General features: G+C 60.9%; 13 protein-coding genes. 7 read left to right on the top strand and 6 right to left on the bottom strand.

Annotation, left to right across the window (positions count from 1 at the left end; all coding sequences use genetic code 11):
• Positions 1-64: 64 nt before the first annotated feature.
• The gene (locus tag QRN63_RS10165; RefSeq protein WP_285030664.1) at positions 65-1,582 is read left to right on the top strand and encodes a hypothetical protein; all 1,518 of its coding nucleotides are present in this window, start codon (positions 65-67) and stop codon (positions 1,580-1,582) included.
• Positions 1,583-1,742: 160 nt separating this feature from the next.
• Here QRN63_RS10165 and QRN63_RS29715 read toward each other — a convergent pair whose 3' ends face one another.
• Together QRN63_RS29715 and QRN63_RS10155 are read right to left on the bottom strand one after the other, a co-directional pair.
• On the bottom strand, positions 1,743-1,922 hold the full coding sequence (locus tag QRN63_RS29715) for a hypothetical protein (RefSeq protein WP_285030663.1): 180 nt from the start codon (positions 1,920-1,922) through the stop codon (positions 1,743-1,745).
• Positions 1,923-2,662: 740 nt separating this feature from the next.
• Complete coding sequence (locus QRN63_RS10155) at positions 2,663-2,923, bottom strand: hypothetical protein (RefSeq protein WP_285030662.1); 261 nt, start codon at positions 2,921-2,923, stop codon at positions 2,663-2,665.
• A gap of 205 nt (positions 2,924-3,128) precedes the next feature.
• Between QRN63_RS10155 and QRN63_RS10150 the strand changes: the two genes are divergently transcribed.
• The 4 genes from QRN63_RS10150 (at position 3,129) to QRN63_RS10135 (ending at position 12,137) form a co-directional block, all read left to right on the top strand.
• Positions 3,129-4,151, top strand: a complete 1,023-nt coding sequence (locus tag QRN63_RS10150) for a tyrosine-type recombinase/integrase (protein ID WP_285030661.1) — start codon at positions 3,129-3,131, stop codon at positions 4,149-4,151.
• A gap of 57 nt (positions 4,152-4,208) precedes the next feature.
• Positions 4,209-4,973: a Hachiman antiphage defense system protein HamA gene (locus QRN63_RS10145; protein WP_285030660.1), complete on the top strand. Its 765-nt coding sequence runs from the start codon at positions 4,209-4,211 to the stop codon at positions 4,971-4,973.
• 85 nt (positions 4,974-5,058) lie between these two features.
• On the top strand, positions 5,059-8,520 hold the full coding sequence (locus QRN63_RS10140) for a DEAD/DEAH box helicase (protein WP_285030659.1): 3,462 nt from the start codon (positions 5,059-5,061) through the stop codon (positions 8,518-8,520).
• 143 nt (positions 8,521-8,663) lie between these two features.
• Positions 8,664-12,137, top strand: a complete 3,474-nt coding sequence (locus tag QRN63_RS10135) for an ATP-binding protein (RefSeq protein WP_285030658.1) — start codon at positions 8,664-8,666, stop codon at positions 12,135-12,137.
• A 430-nt stretch (positions 12,138-12,567) separates the two neighbouring features.
• Here QRN63_RS10135 and QRN63_RS10130 read toward each other — a convergent pair whose 3' ends face one another.
• The 4 genes from QRN63_RS10130 to QRN63_RS10115 form a co-directional block, all read right to left on the bottom strand.
• The gene (locus tag QRN63_RS10130) at positions 12,568-12,966 is read right to left on the bottom strand and encodes a hypothetical protein (protein WP_285030657.1); all 399 of its coding nucleotides are present in this window, start codon (positions 12,964-12,966) and stop codon (positions 12,568-12,570) included.
• 243 nt (positions 12,967-13,209) lie between these two features.
• Positions 13,210-14,361, bottom strand: coding sequence for an XRE family transcriptional regulator (locus tag QRN63_RS10125; protein ID WP_285030656.1), 1,152 nt, complete (start codon positions 14,359-14,361; stop codon positions 13,210-13,212).
• A gap of 77 nt (positions 14,362-14,438) precedes the next feature.
• Positions 14,439-15,026: a hypothetical protein gene (locus QRN63_RS10120; RefSeq protein ID WP_285030655.1), complete on the bottom strand. Its 588-nt coding sequence runs from the start codon at positions 15,024-15,026 to the stop codon at positions 14,439-14,441.
• A 118-nt stretch (positions 15,027-15,144) separates the two neighbouring features.
• On the bottom strand, positions 15,145-16,125 hold the full coding sequence (locus QRN63_RS10115) for a hypothetical protein (RefSeq protein WP_285030654.1): 981 nt from the start codon (positions 16,123-16,125) through the stop codon (positions 15,145-15,147).
• 818 nt (positions 16,126-16,943) lie between these two features.
• On the opposite strand from QRN63_RS10115, the gene QRN63_RS10110 reads away from it, so the two are divergent.
• Both QRN63_RS10110 and QRN63_RS10105 read left to right on the top strand, forming a co-directional pair.
• Positions 16,944-17,561, top strand: coding sequence for a hypothetical protein (locus QRN63_RS10110; RefSeq protein ID WP_285030653.1), 618 nt, complete (start codon positions 16,944-16,946; stop codon positions 17,559-17,561).
• A 12-nt stretch (positions 17,562-17,573) separates the two neighbouring features.
• On the top strand, positions 17,574-19,271 hold the full coding sequence (locus QRN63_RS10105; RefSeq protein ID WP_285030652.1) for a hypothetical protein: 1,698 nt from the start codon (positions 17,574-17,576) through the stop codon (positions 19,269-19,271).
• Positions 19,272-19,906 lie beyond the last annotated feature (635 nt).

Raw genomic sequence — 19,906 nt, 5'->3', positions numbered from 1 at the left:
CCATCGAGAGATGACTGGTGACGCGTCCGTGTCTACGCCGTCCATGCCTGCCTGCAATCCATGGTTGACCGAAAGCGTGTATCCCACCTCTCATTTCAACTCCGGCGCAACGGATTCGGTTCTTCCGGCCGGGCCGTCAGTCGGACGCAAACTTGTCCGTGATCGTGATGTCAAGGCGGTCACGAACGTCATGGTGTCCAACCCGGCGGTCAAGAACATCGGCTCCGATACCGTCGCTTTCGCCAGCGGAACGCTCGGCATCCTCAAATTACGGCTTACCGGCAACGCACTGGACGCGATCTCCTTCACCCCGTATCCGGGATACGAGGACAGCGCCGCGTCGGCGACGGACGAGGCGATCAACCGGGTGCTGGCCGAGGTCGATGAGGCTCGCCGCGCTGTAGATGACACTGCACTGTTGGCGGCCATCGGGGGAGTCGAAAGACTAGGCGTGACCTTCGAAGCCGGAATCAACGGGGTGTACAACCTGTTCGACCGCGACGGCAACCACTACTGCGTCTTCGGCGCCAATCAAGTCCTCAAGACCAGCGATGACAATGTGGTCGACGGCCCGGTCCGCGTGGTGAAATCAGTCAACGTCGCCGACGCACTGCCCGAGGAGGCAGCCAAGGCCGTCACCCGCATCATCGGGCTGAACATGACCTACGACGGCTTCATCGCCGCCGCCGCGCCCGGCGCACTGGTGGTCCTGGACCGCGACCTGAATGTTGAGGACTTCGTCACCTTTCCCGGCGAGGCCGTCGATAACAGCATCGTCATCGACGAGCACAACGGCGTTTACGTCGTGACCTCCCGACGCATGCTCAAGGTGATCTGGAATGGCGAGACGCTGTCGACTGATGAGGCTGACGGCGCGTGGGAATCGGGGTACGAGTGGATTCCCGATGACGAGGCACTGGCGGCCGGGTCCATCTCGCGAGGTTCAGGAACCACCCCGTCGCTCATGGGATTTGGCGATGACCCGGACAAACTGGTGGTTATCGCCGACGCGGCCCGAGGTGGCACCAACCTGGTGGGGTTCTGGCGCGACGACATCCCAGCCGACTTCGAGCAGCGCCCCGGCACGAAGTCGCGGCGCATCGCTGATCAGGCGAGGATCGCGATCTCCCAGTTGACGATTGAGCCGTCGGCCAATGTGCTCGGCTATGGCGTTGCGGTCATCAACGGTTCTTACCCAGACCCGGTGCCGACGCCCGGATTACCCAATGCCTTCACCGCAGGTGTGACCCGTCCTGCACCTCGCGGGGTGCAGAAGTTCATCTGGAATCCCGACGACCGGCGCTTCATGGAGTCCTGGATCAACAACGAGATCGACAACTCGGACATCATGGTTCCCGTCGTCTCCGCGGCCACGGGTCTGATGTACTGCGCCCACAAGGACCACGGCGATTACCAGTACGTCGGTCTGGACTGGTTGACCGGCGAACTCAAGCAACGCTGGATATTCCCCGACGACAGCCGCCGCTGGAACGCGTTGGGCGGCATCACCACGGTGCTCGACAATGGCGACCTTCTGATCGGCGGAGTCTTCGCAATTAAGCGACTCAGCGCCGAGGTCTAAGCAGATCGAGCGGACGCTGCAGCCAGCCTAGACTTGCGCCTGGTGACTTCTTCGCTGCGTGTGGGCAGGCTACGGTTTCGACGCCTGGCATCGACTGCGCAAACTCCTGGCACATTGACAAGTTGAAGGTTCCTGTCGAGTCAGCTTGTTCGGGCGTGAGTCAGCGGCGCACGTAGTTCACCCAGGTGTTGCCGGCTTCTGCTGCGTGTTTTTGGGTGACTTTGTCGCTGTAACCGAGCATTTCGGCGGCTAGGGGCGCGGGGATCTCGGAGACGAGTGTCTGTAGGGCGGTGTTTCGTGCCCCTTGCAGGTCGATGCCGAGCGCCCGCAGCCGCATCATTATGGCCTGCGGATCAATGTGTCGGCCTGGCCGGTTGCTTGTGAAGAGCCAGGGTGTGCCAACGGGTTCCGCCGGCAGTGCGCAGATTGGGGCGATGGCGTAGGTGGTAGTTGAGGTGGGAGGCGAATGGCTCCGGAACGTGGACAGGGTCTTTGCCCAACGCGATACGTGTCCCTCGTCGGCTTGAGAGATCGCGGTGATTTGCGGTAAACCTGTTGGCGTCGGGGTGCTTTGGACAACTCGACCTAACCCGGCGGGTGAGGGATGCTCAAAGCGTCCCTGATTCATCCAATGAAAACGGCGACATTAAACTGACATAATGTCGATTATCGGCGTTTTGATACTGGTGCGCAATGGCGTGCCACGGCCATTATCGGCGTTTTGTGTTCGATCCAGAACTTGTTGACAGTAATCCGGGAAAACGCGAGAGCTGTCCGAATCTGTCCTGTTTTCCAGAGCCATCTGACAGTTGCGTAGCGCCTGGTCTATACCCGTGTTTTTGTGGTGGCCGCCAGTTCGGCAGGCCAAATCTGGCCGAATCCACGACCATCTGGCAGCGCCGGACAGCCCTAGCGCGAATCTGCCAGAAACAAGGTCGCGATCAGATGCCCAGTTGGAGTCCTCAGGTCCGTTGAAGATGTCGGCAATGTCGTTCCAGCGTCTCCACGTCTTGGGGCCGAGCGCCGACGGGCCAGCGTCTTGGTCGTTGGTACGGCCTGAACGTTCGCCACTCACAATAATCACCCTGTTCTCAGAGCCACGGCCACGCGGCCGGCCACTGAGTCCTGGTGTAACCGGTCGATGATGCGCTGCCGGTACCCGTCGCCACTGATTCGCGCTGCAACCAGCTCGATGAGTTCCAGAACGGTCTCGCGGTCAGGTATCGCCCCCTCGATCGTGCCGTTAACGATGACATCGAAAACCATCCGGCGGTCTTTGGGCGTGAGGTCGCTGGCGTTGAGCAACGCGACCAGGTCGAAGGCCTCGCCGCCTGAATCCACGCCACCATGCCGGTGAGTCTACGACGAGTTTCGAGTGATGACCATTCCGTCACTGTGACACTTCCCCGCCTACATGGTCTCAGGAAAGTCACTGCCGCACTGCAGTATCGGCATTCTTGATGGATAATGTTGATTATCCACCAAATATTGTTAGGGTGAATCTCGTGCCCGATCTCCCAAACGCTGCGCTCGACGTGGTCGCGGCGTGACCGAATCGGCGTCGTCGGATTTGTTCCCGGCTTGGTTCACGGACTTCCTCAACGACCGGCAAGCGCGAAAGCCCTCGCCTCACACAATGAAAGCCTATAAGCAGGACTTTATCGCCATCGCGTCTCTCGTCACCGGCGGCGATCCCGTCTCGCTGACTGCATCCGACATAACTAGAGATTTGGTGCGCGGAGCGTTTGCCAAGTACGCGTCGGATCGTGAAGCAGCGTCCGTTCGCCGCTGCTGGTCGACCTGGAATGTGTTGTGCACCTTCCTCTACGCTAACGAGCAGATCACATCTAATCCCATGATGCTGGTTGGACGCCCCAAGCTTCCGAAGTCGCTTCCCAAAGCTCTCCCCCGGCCGGTCGTCGACGCTCTCCTGCAGGCGGTGACACAGGACACGGACTCGAAACGGGTAACCGATTGGGCTGAAAGGGATCTCGCACTAATGCTCACGGCTTTGCTGGCGGGGCTGCGCGCGGACGAGATTCGCCAGCTCGATGTTGGCGACGTTCGCACCGTCGATGACGGCAGTGCCGTCATCCGCGTCAAGGGTAAAGGCGGAAAGGAACGCAGCGTCCCGATAGAGGCTGCATTGCTGGCGGTAGTTGATACATACTTGGATACTCGTGCGACGAGATTTCCCGACACCACTAAACGCAAAGTAGATGTGGGTGTTACGGGGCTGGCTCGCTGGCCGTCGCGGTCACCGCTATTCGTCGGCCGCGACGGCGACCGAATCACGCGCGGAACGCTGCAATCCCGGATCAAGCGAGCCTTCAAGCGTGCCGGACCTGACGCACAACCTGTGCCGGGAGCTCTCGTACACGGCTTGCGGCACACTTATGCGACTGAATTGGCAAGTTCGGACGTCAGCGTATACACCCTGATGAAGTTGCTCGGCCACGAATCGATGACTACGTCTCAACGCTACGTCACTGCGGCAGGTATCGAAACACGAAGCGCCGCATCAAGAAATCCCCTATATCAGCTCATCGCACCGGAGGGCGAGCATTGACGCGAAAGCAAGACGTGTCCGGCACGTCACTAGTACTCCGCGAGGCTAGGCAGTCACGTGACTGATTTCGAGAACTGGTGCGACCCTTTGGCCACCGAGAGCGTAAAAGGCCATACCTTCGGTCTGCTCACCTCGACCGACGATGAGCTTGGCATCGCCGCTGTCGCCGCGACGCTCGGAGAGAAGTACGCCGCCGCAGACACATTGATCCATATCGCCGACAAGCTCGGCAAGCAGAAAGTCTCGGCATTCTTGAGCAACAAGTTCCCCACAAAGAAGACAGCGCGATCGGGCGATATGGGTGAGATCCTTGCTACCGCCTACCTTCACGAAGACTGTGGTTACGCAGTCGGTCCGAGCAGGCTCATCGACCGCGATCATCAGGAATGGGCCATGCGAGGTGACGACGTTCTCGGGGTGAAGATTGACTCGGGGTCAGGGGTGCATTTAGCAAAAGTGGAGGCGAAGAGCCGCAAACGAATGTCGAAAGCTGTTGTGGCGGAGGCGCGTGAGGGGTTGCAACGCTCTGACGGCCTACCTTCGCCGCATTCACTTTCACAGTTCGTCGAGCGATTGCGCCGCGTATCGGCGGAGTCGCTGGCCGATGCCGTCCTGCACGCGCAGCTGTGCGAGGAGATCCGTCCAGAGATGGTCACGCACGTGATGTTTTTGTTCACCATGAACGATCCGAGCAAGTTCGTAAAGGACGACTTGAAGGGTTACACGGGGGCCGTCAAGCAACTGGCGTTGGCTCTACGCGTCAAGGCGCATCCCCAGTTCATCGGCCAGGCTTACCAGAAGGCGTTGGACGTTGACGCGTAACGCGAGCGAGTTGGTCGCAAGCCTGCAGGAAGCGACTGGAGCCCAGTTCCGTGGCAGGCTCCTATCACGGGGGCAGGCGCAATCGATGATCCGTCGCGACGGAGTGCTACCCGCAGATGCCCCGCAGTTTGACGACTATCTCGATGACGATCTCCTCAACTACGGCTACGCACTTATCGCGACGAGCCTGCAGCTGCTCGATACGACCGACGCCGAACCGCTGGGTATCGATGCCGCCGAGGCGGCCTCGCGACAACAGTTGGCGCACAATGGATTCATCCAGGCCTCATATGCGTTGGAGGCTGCAACCCGCAATACCGAGCCTACTGACGGACAAGCGTTTCATCGCCTGATCGCCGGCGCCGCAAGCCATCTCGGCGGCTACGCGGCACGGGCCTTCTCCCTGGTACAGAGCAGTATTAAGTCGGGCAAGCTCACCCCTATGGAAGCCACGCTTGCCGACATCATCTTGCGCGACCTCGGCCGAATCGAGACTCGTACGATCAGCCTGCGTACGTCACCTGCGACCACGGACGATTCGCTCGTGGACTCGTTGGAGGGAAGGCACCGTGAGAGGGGCAGCGCTGCCCCGGGCATCGATCCGTTATCAGAAGATGGAGATTTGCTCGATGTGCTCGGCCCCGTGGGCGTTCTTTTGACTGAGCATTACCACTCAGCGGTCGCGGCCGCCCTTTTTGGGATTGCCCACGAACAACCAGACTTGCTGCAGACGGCGCTTGCCGATCTAGCTACCGGCGAACAGGCTGCCCTCGAAGTTGGTGTCCCCGGCCCCTGGTGGGTATTCCGGCTGACTAGACGCCTGCTTGGTGACCTGGGACAAACCAGCATCGCAGCCAATCTTCCGACCACACGTCCGCCAGCCGCGACCGCCGACGCCGGGTTGCCCACACAGGAACCTGACTGGGCCGATTTGCGCGGGACATTCGTGGCGACGCTCCTGGCACGCGGTCGATCCGAAATCGACTTGTGGCCGTCGCAGCTGCATGCCGTACAGCGCATCTTCGATAGCACGTGCGATCTTGTTGTCGCATTGCCGACCAGTGCCGGGAAGACCCGCATCGCCGAATTGTGCATATTGGCATGCCTTGCCCAAGGCCGCCGGGCTGTCTATGTGACACCGCTACGAGCATTGTCGGCGCAGACCGAGCAGGTGCTGGAAAGCACTTTCACCCCGCTGGGCGTCAGCGTTTCGTCTCTGTACGGCGCGATGGGTACCTCCGACTTCGATGAGGATGCGCTGCGCACCAGTCAGGTCGTTGTCGCGACGCCCGAGAAGCTTGACTTTGCTCTGCGAACTGACGCATCAGTACTCGACGATGTTGGATTGGTCATCCTCGACGAAGGGCACATGATCGGGCGCGAAGAGCGTGAAGTGCGCTATGAAGCGCAGGTCCAACGATTGCTGCGTCGAGCTGACGCGCACGCGCGCCGTATCGTGTGCCTGTCGGCGGTATTTCCCTCCGGGGATCAACTCGATGACTTTGTCGCCTGGATGACGGGCGACGGTCCCGACGGTCTGCATCGTGAAGATTGGCGTCCGACGTTGCAGCGATTCGGACTAGTGGAATGGCGCGATGACTACGCCCGTCTCACCATGACCCTGGGGCAGGATCGACCGTTCATCCCCCGATATATCGAGGCGAAGACACCCCCAGGCAGGCGACAGAAGCTATTTCCTAGCGATGACCGCGAGCTCGTTATCGCCACCGCATGGCGATTACTCGAGGAGGGGCAATCCGTCCTGATCTTCTGTCCGCAAAGAAGGTCGGTAGAGCCTTACGCCAAGCAGATCCTCAAGTTGCGCGAGCAAGAGCTGATTGATTCAGTGCTGCCAGACGACGTCGATTTGCGTGAGGTGCTGGCTATTGGTGCGGAGTGGTTCGGTCCCGACCACGCCATCCTCGGTTGCCTCAAGCTCGGCGTCGCGATTCACCACGGCGCCCTGCCGGGTCCGTTCCGGCGCGAAGTTGAGCGACTGCTGCGGACCGGGAAGCTGAAGGTCACCGTGGCCTCCCCGACCCTGGCCCAAGGATTGAACTTGTCAGCGTCGGCAGTGTTGTTCCACGGTCTAAGCCGGGGCCAGGATCACCTGTTGAGCGGCGCGGAATTCGCAAACGTGGTCGGCAGGGCCGGCCGCGCCTTCGTCGACACTGAAGGCCTCGTCCTGTACCCCCGGTTCAAGCGCAACGATCGTAACCGCCGCCAGTGGATTGCCCTCACATCCGGCCAGGAGGGCAAGACGCTTGAGTCCGGACTCATTGCCGTCAGCAAGGACCTCATTAACCGATTGATAGCTGCATATGGGACAAACAAGCTTCAACCGGCCATCGACTATCTGACAGGAACACCCGACTGGACCCTGCCAGTGATCGTCAACGAAGAGGTCTCCACCCGCGAAGACGCCGCCCAGCGGTGGCGGGCCAACCTGGCACTACTCGATACCGCCCTACTGAGCATCCTTGGCGACGATGACTCCGATCCCGACCAGGTGATCCAGCTTGTGACCGACGTCCTGCGGGACTCCCTTTGGGAGCGTCAGCTGCTGCGCTACCAAAAGCAAGGGGCCCAGACAGCGTTGCGCGAAGTCGTCAACGCGAGAGCGAGGCATCTCTGGAGCACCTCGACCGCGGCACAGCGCCGTGGTTGGTATTTGGCTGGCGTCGGCGCCGATGCCGGTGCAGAACTCGGCGCAGTTTCTGAAGCAATCGTTGAATTGACGTCGCGGGCCGAGGACGCGTTGGCCGCCGATGACAGCGCTGAGGCCGCGCAGCATCTACTGCAGATAGCGACAATTGTGTTTGGGTTACCTCAGTTTCGACCAGAAACCAAGCTACTGTGGCCCCCCGTGCTCAACCACTGGCTCAGTGGCCGGGCACTGAACGAACTCGACGATGACACGGTGGACGTCGCACAGTTCATCGAATCTGACCTGATCTATCGACTCGTCTGGGGGATGGAAGCCTCGCGGGTGTACGAACTGGCACAGGGCAATCTGCTCGCCAGTACGCTCACCGGAACAGCCACGATGGCGATCGAGACCGGCACGTTATGTCGCCCGGCCTCCGTCCTCATCCGCTCCGGGTTCGATCACCGACTCGCCGCCATTGCAGCTGTGCGCAGCACGGAGGCAACCTTCGATTCCGCCGCCGGAATGCGGCAGTGGCTCGAGAGCTTGACCGCAGACCTCACCGGGTCTCCCGATTGGCCAACTATCGACTCGCACACGGCCTGGCGTGAGTTTGCCAACCGAACCACACAATTCAGCCACAAGCGCTGGACCCGGCAGATGACGCGCATCGACGATGTCGCCTGGTATGGCACTGTGCCGGCAGCGACGTCGTGGCTCAGGGTGACTGATGCGGGCCACGGCAATATCCTGCTGTGGTCAACCGGGTTTGATCCCCTGGGCAAAGCCAGCATCGCCATCACTCCGTACTCGCAGGGAGTTCTCTATGCGCGCCGGACTTCCGATACTCATGGGGTCGAGCTGTACCACCACGGGCCGCTCAACCTGCCGAGGAATTGACGCCGTGCGCTAAAGGGCATGGGCGTAGTCGTCGTGGCCGCGACAACGAGGCGCAGCGACCGAATCGGGTCGGGTCGTGTCCAACTGGCTCGGCACTATCGCCGAATACCGTAGGCGAACAACCAGGTTCGACATCAATCACTATGCCATTCGAAGTCCGCGAGGCGACGTTGCAGACGCATCTCATCCCGCCGCGCGCGCTGGTAGTTTTCGAAACGATGGCTAAACGCACCGGCGGTACCGCATCCGCATCTGGCCTGTTCTACCAGTACCTGTTCACCCTCGAGACCTTCCTGCAGCTCATCGAAGAGGGCCGGCCTGATGCGACCGAGATCTGGATCGAGGATCCGGCCGACCCTGGCTGTCATGACCCTGACATCGTCGATTTCTCGGTATACGACCCAGAAGGTGGCCGCCCCTTGGGGGTTTATCAGGCGAAGTCTGTTGCAAAGCCGGCGGAATCGAAACTCGGGATCGCCGACGCGCTCCCACCTCTAATCCGCCTCGTGCAGTCCATTGACTGTCCACGCTACGTCTTGATCACCAACGCGCAGTCGGGACCTCTCATCGATCGGCTCAACGCCGCCCTTCGCAGCGACAAGTCCGACAGCGAGCTACAGCGCGAACTTCTGGAGCTGGCTAAGGACTCCCCGCGCGCCTCACATGCACTGACCGCACTCGTGGATGCGGGAGTCCTGTGCCGGATGCGGCGCGCACAGGTCGTAGCCACCGGTGAGTCCGCGACGGTGATCCGAACACGCTTGATCGAGAAGATCCGAACATGGCGCAGCAAGCACAAATTGCCCCTAGGAGTCCGTGGCGCACAAGTTCTAGAACACTCACTGATCACGCACGTCTTCGAGCGCGCAGCCGCCACAGACACCGCGCACCACCGGGACACGCCTGTGCGCGGCAGCCGAACGGTCACGTTAACCGAATTCTGCGAGTACCTCGCACCGCCCGAGATGGCCCTCTCGCAGGCTGCCGGTCTCATCGAGGCTGGCGATGGTATCCATTATGTACCCACAGGCGACGGCGTCGATCGACCAGAACTGTTCACGGCAATAGTCGATCGCTTCAACAACATTCGTTCAGCCAGGGCGCAGATGTGCGCTCTCGTCGGTCCCTCCGGGATTGGCAAAACACGGTTGGCCGCCATGTTCGCTCACGCCGAACACCGAACTTACGATCGCGTCTGCTGGATTGACGCCGAGTCCGACGCGTCCATCGTTGCCTCGATCGCACGCCAAACCGCGATCATCGGACTGCCCGACCCCCTGATCGGCAGCAACGCAGACGTGGCCGCAGCGTTCCTCTCGGCGATCCGCACCTTCATCGGACGTTGGCTGATCGTGTTCGACAACGCACCTCGCGCAGCTGCCCTGCAGCAATGGATCACCTCATCGGCGAACGCGGACATCATTGTTACCTCACACAATTCGGTGGATTGGACGGCCCACGACCCGATCGAAATACCACGAATGACTCAGCAGGAGGCCCGGTCTTTGCTCCGATCGCGTCTGCACGATGACCTGGGAGCTAACGCCGACGAACAGAACCGTGCGGACACCGCGCTTTCCACACTCGCCCGGCGCCTTGAACATCACCCACTTGCACTGCAGATGGCCGCCGCACACTTCCAGACCCTGACCACAGTCGTCGACACACTCGACGCCTACCTCGCCAGCATCGAGGATTTCGCGGACGCAGTATTCAATGACGACACGCTCGACCTCGATGACTATCCCCGCACGTTGCTGGCCGCGATCAACCTGTGCCTGAGCCAACTCATCGACGCAGCCAGCCACGATCACGTGAGCACGACAGCGTTACACATGCTGATGGCGAGTGCCGTTGTTGCCTCGCAACGCATTCCGGAAACGCTGCTCTATGCAGCGGCAACCTTTCCCGTCGAAACACTCGTCGGCTGCAAGGGATACCAGCCCGTACCCGATGACCACATTCCGTACATCAACGCCGCGGTCCGTCGCTTGCGCGCCCAGTCTCTCGTCCAGCGCGCAGAGTCGCCAAGCTCCGCATTGCCCACGGAACTGCAACGATGCCTCGATGTCAACGAGATCCTCCAGTACGCCGTCCGAGCACATTGCGCGCTCGACGCCACCCTCAACCAGATAGCGCTGCACCTGTCATCGTGGCTTGGTGGCTACATCAATTCCCAGGATTTCGCGGCGGCGACCGCGCTGCAGCCGCACGCCCTGGCGATCTTGGAACGCGCCTCCCGCATCGACGGGAACATGCGGCCGTGCGCGTTGCTGGCAGGCAACGAGGCCGGCCTGCTCAATCTGCAAGGCAGAACGACTGAAGCACTGACCTGGCTGACATTCGAATGGGACCTGCTGCAAGAGCTACCCCAGCCCGACGTCCGGCTCAGCGCCATGACCGCGGCTCAGCTGCTTCAGGCGATCGTCCACAACGGGGCAGCAGCCGACCAGATCGAGCCACACATGATCATCGCGATCAACGCGATGGAGCAGTGGGCCGCAGCCACCGATAGCGGCCGAGCAGAAGGAGCCGCTCACAGCGCGAGCCTTCTGGCCGTCATCGAGGTGCTGGAATACGAACGCCCTGACGCCGACGCACCGCGCGAATGGCGACGGCGAATCGAAGCGGCGCAGAGAGCCTTTCCTACCGACCCCTACCTGGAAGCCCATTCAACCTGGTCGGGAGCCATCGAACGTGCCCTGACCGCCGGCCGATACGCCGATGCACAGCGGCATCTGATCGAACAGATCAACGCGCTAGCCCCCAACGACCACATCGGGCGACTCCGGGTAAAAGCACAGCGCATTCAAGTTCTCGTCAATGCGGACCTCGCCGACCGCGAGCATGCCGAGCAGCTCACAACGGCGCTCAAAGACCTCGCTCACGAGTTCCGGGACCATCCGGCCATTATCGTCGGCGCGGGAGCAGCATTGAACAACGTGGCAATCAATATGCAGACAAAATTGGTGCTCGACGAGGACGCTCCGAACTGGCTGCTCGACGAATTCCGGACGATCGTCCGACTCGGAAACACGAAGTGGTCCAACATGTATGACCGCTATTGCAATGCCCTCATGACAGCATGCGAGGCCACTCATGACCACGACGTCGCGGCCGTGGCGAGCCTGCTCCAAATCGCCGCCGACATCAAGCCCCCGCGACTGCCGGCAACGGTCCGTGGGCAACGCTCAAACACGGCGATGATGGTGCCCTGGCTGCAGTACTGGCTCGAATGTGCACAACGAGGACTGCGCGCGACGGCCGCGGCCAGCGGCCTGGTGTTCTATCACCGCGCCAGCGACACCGTGAGCTTTCACCTCGGCCACCGGCCCCAACTCATCGCCCAACTCCACCAACGCGTCCGCGCTGACCAGGCGTGCCGAATTCGTCTACGCAGCGATGTCATGGGCTGCCGCCGTGCCGCGGATGTGCGGCTGGCCCACACCGATACTCCCCTGGCGTACATCCTGCTCGACGACAACGCCTTCGACCATCTTCAGCCGCATTTGGACCCGACGCGTCTCGAACAGAATCCGCCTCGCCATCTGGCGATGCTCGCCGGTAGGCCTGACGAGCGGCCTACAACGGGGTTCGTGACCAGACTGCGCGCTTGAGTCCCAGTCACTAACCGCCGGAACCCTGACGCTCGAAACATCATTCCGTTGCGGCACCACATGACATCGCAAGTAAGGAAAATGGTACGTGGTTTGAGCAACAACAGCCGGCAGTCGTGTGCCCACTTCCTGAAGTGACGGCAACGATGCCACTTCCCCGACCAGAGGCCAGTTCCCGACCGCTGGAACGATCGGCAGCTGCGCGGACCGACTCAGCCACTAGCACCCCAAACGTTCGACGTGGCCACGGTGGGCGACGATGTGCTCGAATGCAACGTGTGTGGTCGTGAGGCAGCACAGTGGCGCCGACCGAGGGCGTAATCGCCGACCGAAATCATCGACGGTGAACTCCTGAGCCAACATAAGCCGGAGGTTGATCGCCATCACGCGCACCTCGATACCTTCGTAACCGTCGTCGGTGTCGACGACATCATCGAGGCGTGCGGCGACGTAGTGTTGGGCTGCCCTGACCGAACCCGCCGCTACCACTGCCACGCCGTAGTCGCGGCGTGGCCAAGTTGCCGGCGCGGTCTAGTGCGAAGGCCTTGCGCGAGTGATACATCGTTTTGACCTCGTAGGCGATCAGTTCGCCATCGATGATCACCACGAGGTCGAGGTCCTGGCTGGCCCCGCGGCGCGGCATGCCTGCATCACCCATGGTGACGATCACTGCGTCGTACAGGCTCTCGAGCAAGATCGCCGCCGTTTCCTCGCCGAGCGAACCAATCTGTGTCGAACTGGCGCCGCGCAGCGCATTGGTAAGCGGGGTCTCAGCATTGGGCGCTCGATCGCCCGGGATGAAGCCGTCTTCATCTGATCGAACGGGCACCGCACCAACGTATCTCCAAAGCGGGCGGCGTTTGCCCAGGTCGGCACGCCCGCATAATTCACAGCAATTGGCCCACGGCAGTTCCAACCCACGAGCGTCCACCGCATGCCGAGCGTCGCCGCACCCGCCGAGCCTTGCGACGGACCGAGTTATCAGACACCAGGATGTGATGCGAAAGGTGGATTCCGCAACGTCGCGGTCGACCTAGAAGTGCTTGATAGATCGAAGCAACGACAACTCGACCTAGAGGTTGGTGGCGTCGATTCTGCTGGGTGCGCCCGACTCTCCTGCGGCTCGGCGAAATGGGATCACCGTCGCGTCATGGCTGGGTTCCCAATCGATCCAGTTCACAAAGTAGGAGCGGTGCAGTCCAGTTCGACGGACGGCGTCTTCCATCGGATCGTCGCCGGGAAACCGACGAGCCATCGCCTTGGTCAACCATATTGCCCGTTCGTTTCCGACCTCGATGGGCTCAACCTTGTTCCAGCCTCGAGACGAAATCTGCTTGTACAGGCTGCGCGCTTGGTCAGCGTCGATGCGGTGCAGCTGTTGTAGGCGGACAACCATCGCCTTCACTGAGACTCCCCAGCGTTCCTTCAACCGTGAGAGAGTTGTCAGTGTGACTTTTCCTCCGGCTTCGTCCAAGTCGTTGAGGAATGAATCTCCCGGCATCAGAAATGCGCCGGCGAAACGGTGCGCCTGGTTCTCAACAGCTCTGGCCTCGTCGGCGGTCTGTGGCGGCGGTTGGGATTGGTGCAGGCTGACATGACCGAGCTCATGCGCGGTCGTAAAGCGTTGTCGGTCACCGGGAATGCCCCCGCCGGCCGATGGGCGACTAACTCTGATCACAGGGGTGCCGTCAACAAACATCGACATCCCCAGGTGCTTGCCCAGCTCGCTATCCATCGGCAGGACCAAGCATCCGAGGCGTTCAGCGGCGCGGGTGACGTTGAGTACGGCACCGTGTGGCGGCACGTCGGCGGCTTGTCGGACGTTGTTGGCGAACTCGTCGATTTCACAGTCGTCGTTGATGTCCCCGGTGAACATCGGCAGGCGCTCGGGCATCTGCTTGAGGCGCAGGGAATTAAAAGACTCCAGTGCCAGCAACGTGTCGGCAATGTACTGATCAACGGTCTTCTTGGGCGCATCGGCGTAGGCACGCAACCAAGGGCGAGTGTGCAGCACATCCGCGCTCGGCCGACCCAACACCTCAATACTGCAGTCGAGCGCCTCGGCCAGGCATTGAGCCTCACCCTCAGACAGCGACAAGTGCCCGCTCAATACCCGGGACAGGGAACTCGCTGGCAGTCCCAGCGCATCGGCAAGCTCAGCCTGCGTCAGGCCGCGAGCACTGCGTAGTTGCTGCACCCGCCCTGCATCTGGATAGACATTCATAACTAGCGTCCGTTTCGCTTGGCCCCCAGGAATAGCCAAGGGGAGGAGGAAGAATAGCGGGTCAGGACGAGCAGTTGCTATCCGGCACCAGCCTCTCCGGAATCGGCATCGTTGTCGCCGAAATCGTCGCCGAGGTCATCTTCGTCAGCCGGCTCGAAGCGTCCACTCGGTGGCGGGGTTGTCGGTCCAGTGCGGCCCAGAAGGGTCGTTGCACCGAGGATGAGGCGGGGAACCGTCTCATCGGTGGCGCCCAGGACGCGGGCAGCGAAAATGTCAGCAACCAGGCCTTCGTCGTCGACGGTGTAACCAAGCACCCACCGCTGCGCCGGGATGAGTGGATCGCCATCGGGATCCTCGACGGTCAAGATGGCGTCAGACCCACGCAGGACATCATAGTTGCCGGTCTCGGGGTCGATTCCCGCCTTCCGGATGCGGAAAAGCCGAACAACGTCGTCGGTGTAGAGGACGACGTCGCTGCCTCCCCCGCTGCACGTCTTGTAACCCAAGCCAAGCCGACTTGTCGCGGCCTGGACCGCATCGATCACCAAATCGCGTCCGAGGCTAGAGCGCGATCGTCGGGTACTCGTGAACGCCGGATCCAGCCCCACAGCCTTGCCGATCGCCCAGCCACGTTCCCCGAACGTTTCTCGGATCTCGTCGGCCAACTGATGCATACGCTCCACGCGTCAAGTGTGACATATAACCGAAACGGTTTCAAGGAAATGTCAGGATTGCGATGGCCGGTGTTGCCGATATGTTTTACACAATGCCCGCGACCGCGCGTCAGATGCTGAGCCGAAAATCCTCAATCTTCTGCCTGACGACAACAGCGGGACCATCGTCGCTGGCCACCGACAGCACCATCTGTTCGAGATCGTTGTCGTTCAAGATGACGATCAATTTTCCGTATTGGAACCACTGTTCGCGGCGGGTAACTTCCGCACTATTATCGGCAGCGTTGCGGCAGACGATGATTCCGAGCAGCCCAGTGCCGCGAGCACCCAGATAGTTGGCCATCTGCAGAACGGCGGCCTTTTTGACCCTCCCCACGTAGTTCTTGGTGTCGACGACGACGTAATCCGCTGCGTAGCGGTCGCGCAGGTACCTCCACATCCCGCTGTCGGCGTAGTTGGGCAGGATGATGTCACGCCGGTTGACTCCGCTGACATTGGCGTGCTCACTAAGGGGAGACTCCAGCGGTGGACACCAAAGCACTGCCAGAAGGTCGCGGGTAGTGCTCTGATAGAGGGCCCAATCCGGCTTGCCGGGTGGGATTAGACGCAGCTTGGCGAGCAGTTGGCGCGCCAGTGCCATCTGGCCGACCTCCTCTACCGGACGGCGCGTAGTTTCGACGCGTGACCAATCCAGCTCAGGCGCAGCGTCGTGCAGCCGTGGGCCGTCGAGCACCGCGTCGACACCCAGCGTCATCAGCTGGGAAACGTGCTCGGGTGCCAGTACGCCCGGAACTGCAAGGATGAGCTCTGCCGGCCGCCTGTTATCGCTGGCGGATTGTAGGTACGCCTGCTGAAGGCTGCGCAATTGTGCCGCCGCCTGATCGATGCGGTGGGCAGTAGCCGGCATCACCGACTTGACTTCGACGATAGCGATGCGACCGTCATTGAGGTGGACGACGAAGTCTGGGCGCATTTTGTCACCCAGGCGCGGCTGCGCCTCAATGGATGCGCCATCAAAGATGTTGCGCAGCGCTAGCCCGACGAGACGTTCGAATTCCAACGCCTTCCACGCCTGCGACTCATCACTCACGTTTGTTCTCCGGTTGGGCATCGAAGTGGACCATTGCCGGGACACTGTAGTCCCACCGCGGGTAGTACCCGTGTCGGTCCTGGCGCAGTGCGCAATAGCCGGCGTCGGGCGGCACATTCAGCGCCAGTGGCCGGGTCTACGGCCCGCAATCTGACTAAGACGGCTGAAACGCATGCTCGATCGATGGCAGCAGACGGTGCCCGTTCCTACACGCTACTGCCGCGCCATACACGGTGCTGACGCACCAAATCTTCTCCTACTCAACATTATCGAGTGAACACCCAATGACCTAACGGTCGGAAGCAGTCGAGCGTGCCAAAAGAGGCTGGTCTCGGTGTATACGACTCTGGCTTCGGTGCGGGTCCCATTTGCCTACAAGCGCTTCCACGACTCTCAACCGGGATCAGAGGTCACCGCGTCATCAAAGAAATCTGGCCCACCCCCGAGACGACTCTCGGTACGGGTCGAACGATGGATCTCGGTGTAGCGAAGTGCAGATCGCCGCTGGACATCGCGTTACCGCGGTGGCGAAAGACGCCGACGCCTCGACCGAGGGTAATTCGTGTCATCCGAGCGGGGTAATCGTTGCGACACCAAACTCGATGGGCATCCTTCGAATTGGCGCAAAACCGTCTGTTACCCAGGGGATTTCAGCAAGACCCGAACGCGGTGCGCATAGTCCGCGGCGCCCTCCTTGAGGTGCGATGGACGCAACTCGCTATGCTTAAAATTTTCACTCGTGTCAAACACATACCAATGGTACGATATGTTCGACCCACTCATCGCTTAGTCATCAAACCGAGAATCGCGGTGATCTCATGACGAAGTATTGCGTGATCCCCGGCCCCACGGGTGAGCCGGAAGAGTACCCGCTGGGCGACTATCCGCGGGCAGAGGAGGATTGCCGAAGGACGGGCGGCGAGGTAGTTGATCGCACTGACATCATCGACTGTGGAGGCACGTTCGCTACGGCCCCGGAATTTTCGCCGGGATCCGCGGGTTCGAGGCCCGTTTTCTCCCATCTGACTGACGCCGCTCTCGCGCCGATACGGATTCTCCGGCGGCAATTGCCGGACTCAGGCTTCAAGAACGACCTCGAGGCCGTGAACTACTCACCTGAGTTTGTCCGAATTCTCTCGGAAGACGCAGTGCTACGCGCCAAAGCCCGCGAGGTGATCGGGTTGGCGAGCCAGTTCGCCTTACTCGGGCTCGTCGACCCGAGTGCAGGTGTACTCCAGCAATCGCAATACACCGAGAGCCTTCACAGCTGGTTGGTGGAACTTGCCACCATGGTTCGCCAACGCACTGATGACGAGCGGCTGCATGGGGCGCTCGACCGTTTGGTGGACGTTTTCGAGCAGCGGATCGGTGAGCCCATCGGCGTCCTACTCGCGAGCATCCGAGGGGACGACCGCCCTCCTGCTGAAGCATTGTGAGGCGGTTGGTCAATGCCTACCGAACTCTCCGACGGGTTTTATGTCGAAGGCCAAATACCAGCAGCCCTCATCCGCGAGGTCTTTGCGGCCACATTCATTCAGAATCTACCTGGCATGTATGCGAACGTTGACGGCGGACGGCAGCTGACATTGTGGTTCAACAGGCAGCAAATCGATGTGACTCTTCTGCCAAAGCCGGCACCGATCTTCAATCCCATCGAAGTGAGCATCCCATTCCTCGCGCGGCTTTCAGGGCAGTACAACGAGGTCGAAGGTGCGATCCACGTTCGCACAGCGATAACCCAGGACACCGTGCAATCTGGAGGAAGATCCTACATCTCGGTCATTGTTGACTTCCGTCCGAACTCGATCAACTCGTTTACTGTCTCCGGGCTAGATGAAACCCTAGAGCCAATTTGGGGACCCGTGATCATTGCCGCCGTGAAGCCAAAGTTGGCAATTCTAAACCATTTTGCGGCAGGACCACTGTTCCCGAAGAATCCGAATGCTCGGTTCTATTTGAGCACCTACCCCGATGCCGAATACGGGGGGTACCTGGGGTTTACGCCCGCGCATCGCGGAGTTCTTGCGGTGTTCCTTTGGCAAGGAGTAGGTGATCCCCCCCAACTTCCGAACGCCATCACACCCCGCCAGCTCGAACCCGATACGGCAGTCGCACTAGTCCCCCGCGATCGCGTGCAGGCTGCAATCAGTGCGAGCATGGAAGCGAATGGCCTGACACACCTACCGAAAACCGTCAATGGAACCAAGATCACGTCACTGGCTCCCGTCGCCTGGCACGACTACGGCGTTGGAGCCGGCCATTTCTATATTTCAGGCACCGCCAAACGGGGGCTAGGGACAGTCTCATTCGAGGCCTGGGTGAAACTTTTTGTTGAGCACGGCGAAACCAAGGTGATCGTTGTCCGCACCAAACAAAATGGCGACTTCTGGGTCGATATCGCCGATACATTCAGCGCAGGTGCCATTACCCGAATGCTCGAAGACGCTATTCCCAGCGCAATCTCCGGCGTCGGTGTCGGCGCGTTCGGCCAGCTCGGGGTCTTCGCCACGGAGGCTGTATCAGGCATGGAATTCGCGGCGATGGACGTCACCGGAAGCGTGGACATATGGCCTGGCGGTCTCGGCATTCCAGCGCATCTCGCTGCGCGTCCCGTTACATCGACGTTCCCCGCACCTACCTACCTCCTAGGCCTGGACAGCTCGCGCGAGTTTCACACCGACTCGTGCAAGCTTGGGCGGCTCATCAAACGTCCGCGCCGATTCCCGACGTGGATGCGTGCGGTCGAACTGGGCTTCAACGGATGCTGGTACTGCCAAAGTTCCTACAACGTGGTGGCTATGGGCAACCTCAAGGTGGAAATCAGCAACGCAGAGTTCGCCCAGGTGATCTCAGTGACTGCCCGGCTGATCAGCAACGTCCAAAGATTCGGTGTAACAGTTCGCCCCCTTCCTGAACGCCTAAAAGGGGACGGTTGGCGAGAGTCCACATCCACGTGGTTGCATTCTGCGAGTCAGCTCGTGCCCGGCACATGGGAGGTCACTATTTCGCACGGTGACTGGACGGTCACGGTGCCGGCCGAAGTGGGCAAAGCGTGGTGGTCGGAGGGGACGACCCACGGGACGTCGACTGTGGTTTACGCGACGCTCGGATCGCCCGAGACGAGATTCGAAACAGTCCCCTACTGAGCCCCACCTCCACGCAGCGGTGGTTTCCTGAACCACCGTCCGCTGAGGACGGCGCAGTACCGGCGTTGCGGGAGCCTGACATCTGGTTAAGAGACCCCTCGCCGCGTCAAACCTACCCTTAGAAGCAATCGTTTCATCGGCACCTGCGGTGTGCGCTTACCCTGCAGGCCCGTCACCGGGGGACCCGTGGATCTGGGTTGCGGTGGCCATCGGCACTATCAGCGGTAGTTGGCCACCGCCGACTCTGACTGCGGCCACCAACGGAACAACGAAGGTGACGCGGTCGTCACCGTCGCCAACCCCGCTACGGGAACAACGATTCGACTTGACCCAAGCGATCCATGGAACCCCTCCGTACTAACGAAAGCGGAGTCGACGACGTCACCGGAATGCATCACGCGGTCTGGACGGACTTCGAATGGAAGCCGGAGGCGGAGCGAAAGCGCGGGGGACAGTCCATGCCCAGGATTCTGCCCGTCGGTGCGCGCAGCGGTGGCGGGAAACCTCACGAGGCTTGCGTCGTACCCATGGTCGTGGGTACGACGCTCGGCGACGACGTAGCATCCGGCACTCTCACACCTTTCTGGAATCCATCCGGCTCTCTCAGATAGTCGCGGACACGCTGTCTTGCCTTA

The sequence above is a fragment of the Mycolicibacterium sp. lyk4-40-TYG-92 genome (genome assembly GCF_030209435.1).
GTDB lineage: Bacteria > Actinomycetota > Actinomycetes > Mycobacteriales > Mycobacteriaceae > Mycobacterium.
The sequence above is the reverse complement of the archived record's forward strand: the minus strand, read 5'-3'. Positions and strand labels throughout refer to the sequence as shown.

Excerpts from the sequence above, each read along its gene's own strand:
- QRN63_RS10105 (WP_285030652.1), top strand. The coding sequence starts at position 17,574 with ATGCCTACCGAACTCTCCGACGGGTTTTATGTCGAAGGCCAAATACCA.
- QRN63_RS10135 (WP_285030658.1), top strand. The coding sequence starts at position 8,664 with ATGCCATTCGAAGTCCGCGAGGCGACGTTGCAGACGCATCTCATCCCG.
- QRN63_RS10140 (WP_285030659.1), top strand. The coding sequence starts at position 5,059 with ATGATCCGTCGCGACGGAGTGCTACCCGCAGATGCCCCGCAGTTTGAC.
- QRN63_RS10110 (WP_285030653.1), top strand. The coding sequence starts at position 16,944 with ATGACGAAGTATTGCGTGATCCCCGGCCCCACGGGTGAGCCGGAAGAG.
- QRN63_RS10125 (WP_285030656.1), bottom strand. The coding sequence starts at position 14,361 with ATGAATGTCTATCCAGATGCAGGGCGGGTGCAGCAACTACGCAGTGCT.
- QRN63_RS29715 (WP_285030663.1), bottom strand. The coding sequence starts at position 1,922 with ATGATGCGGCTGCGGGCGCTCGGCATCGACCTGCAAGGGGCACGAAAC.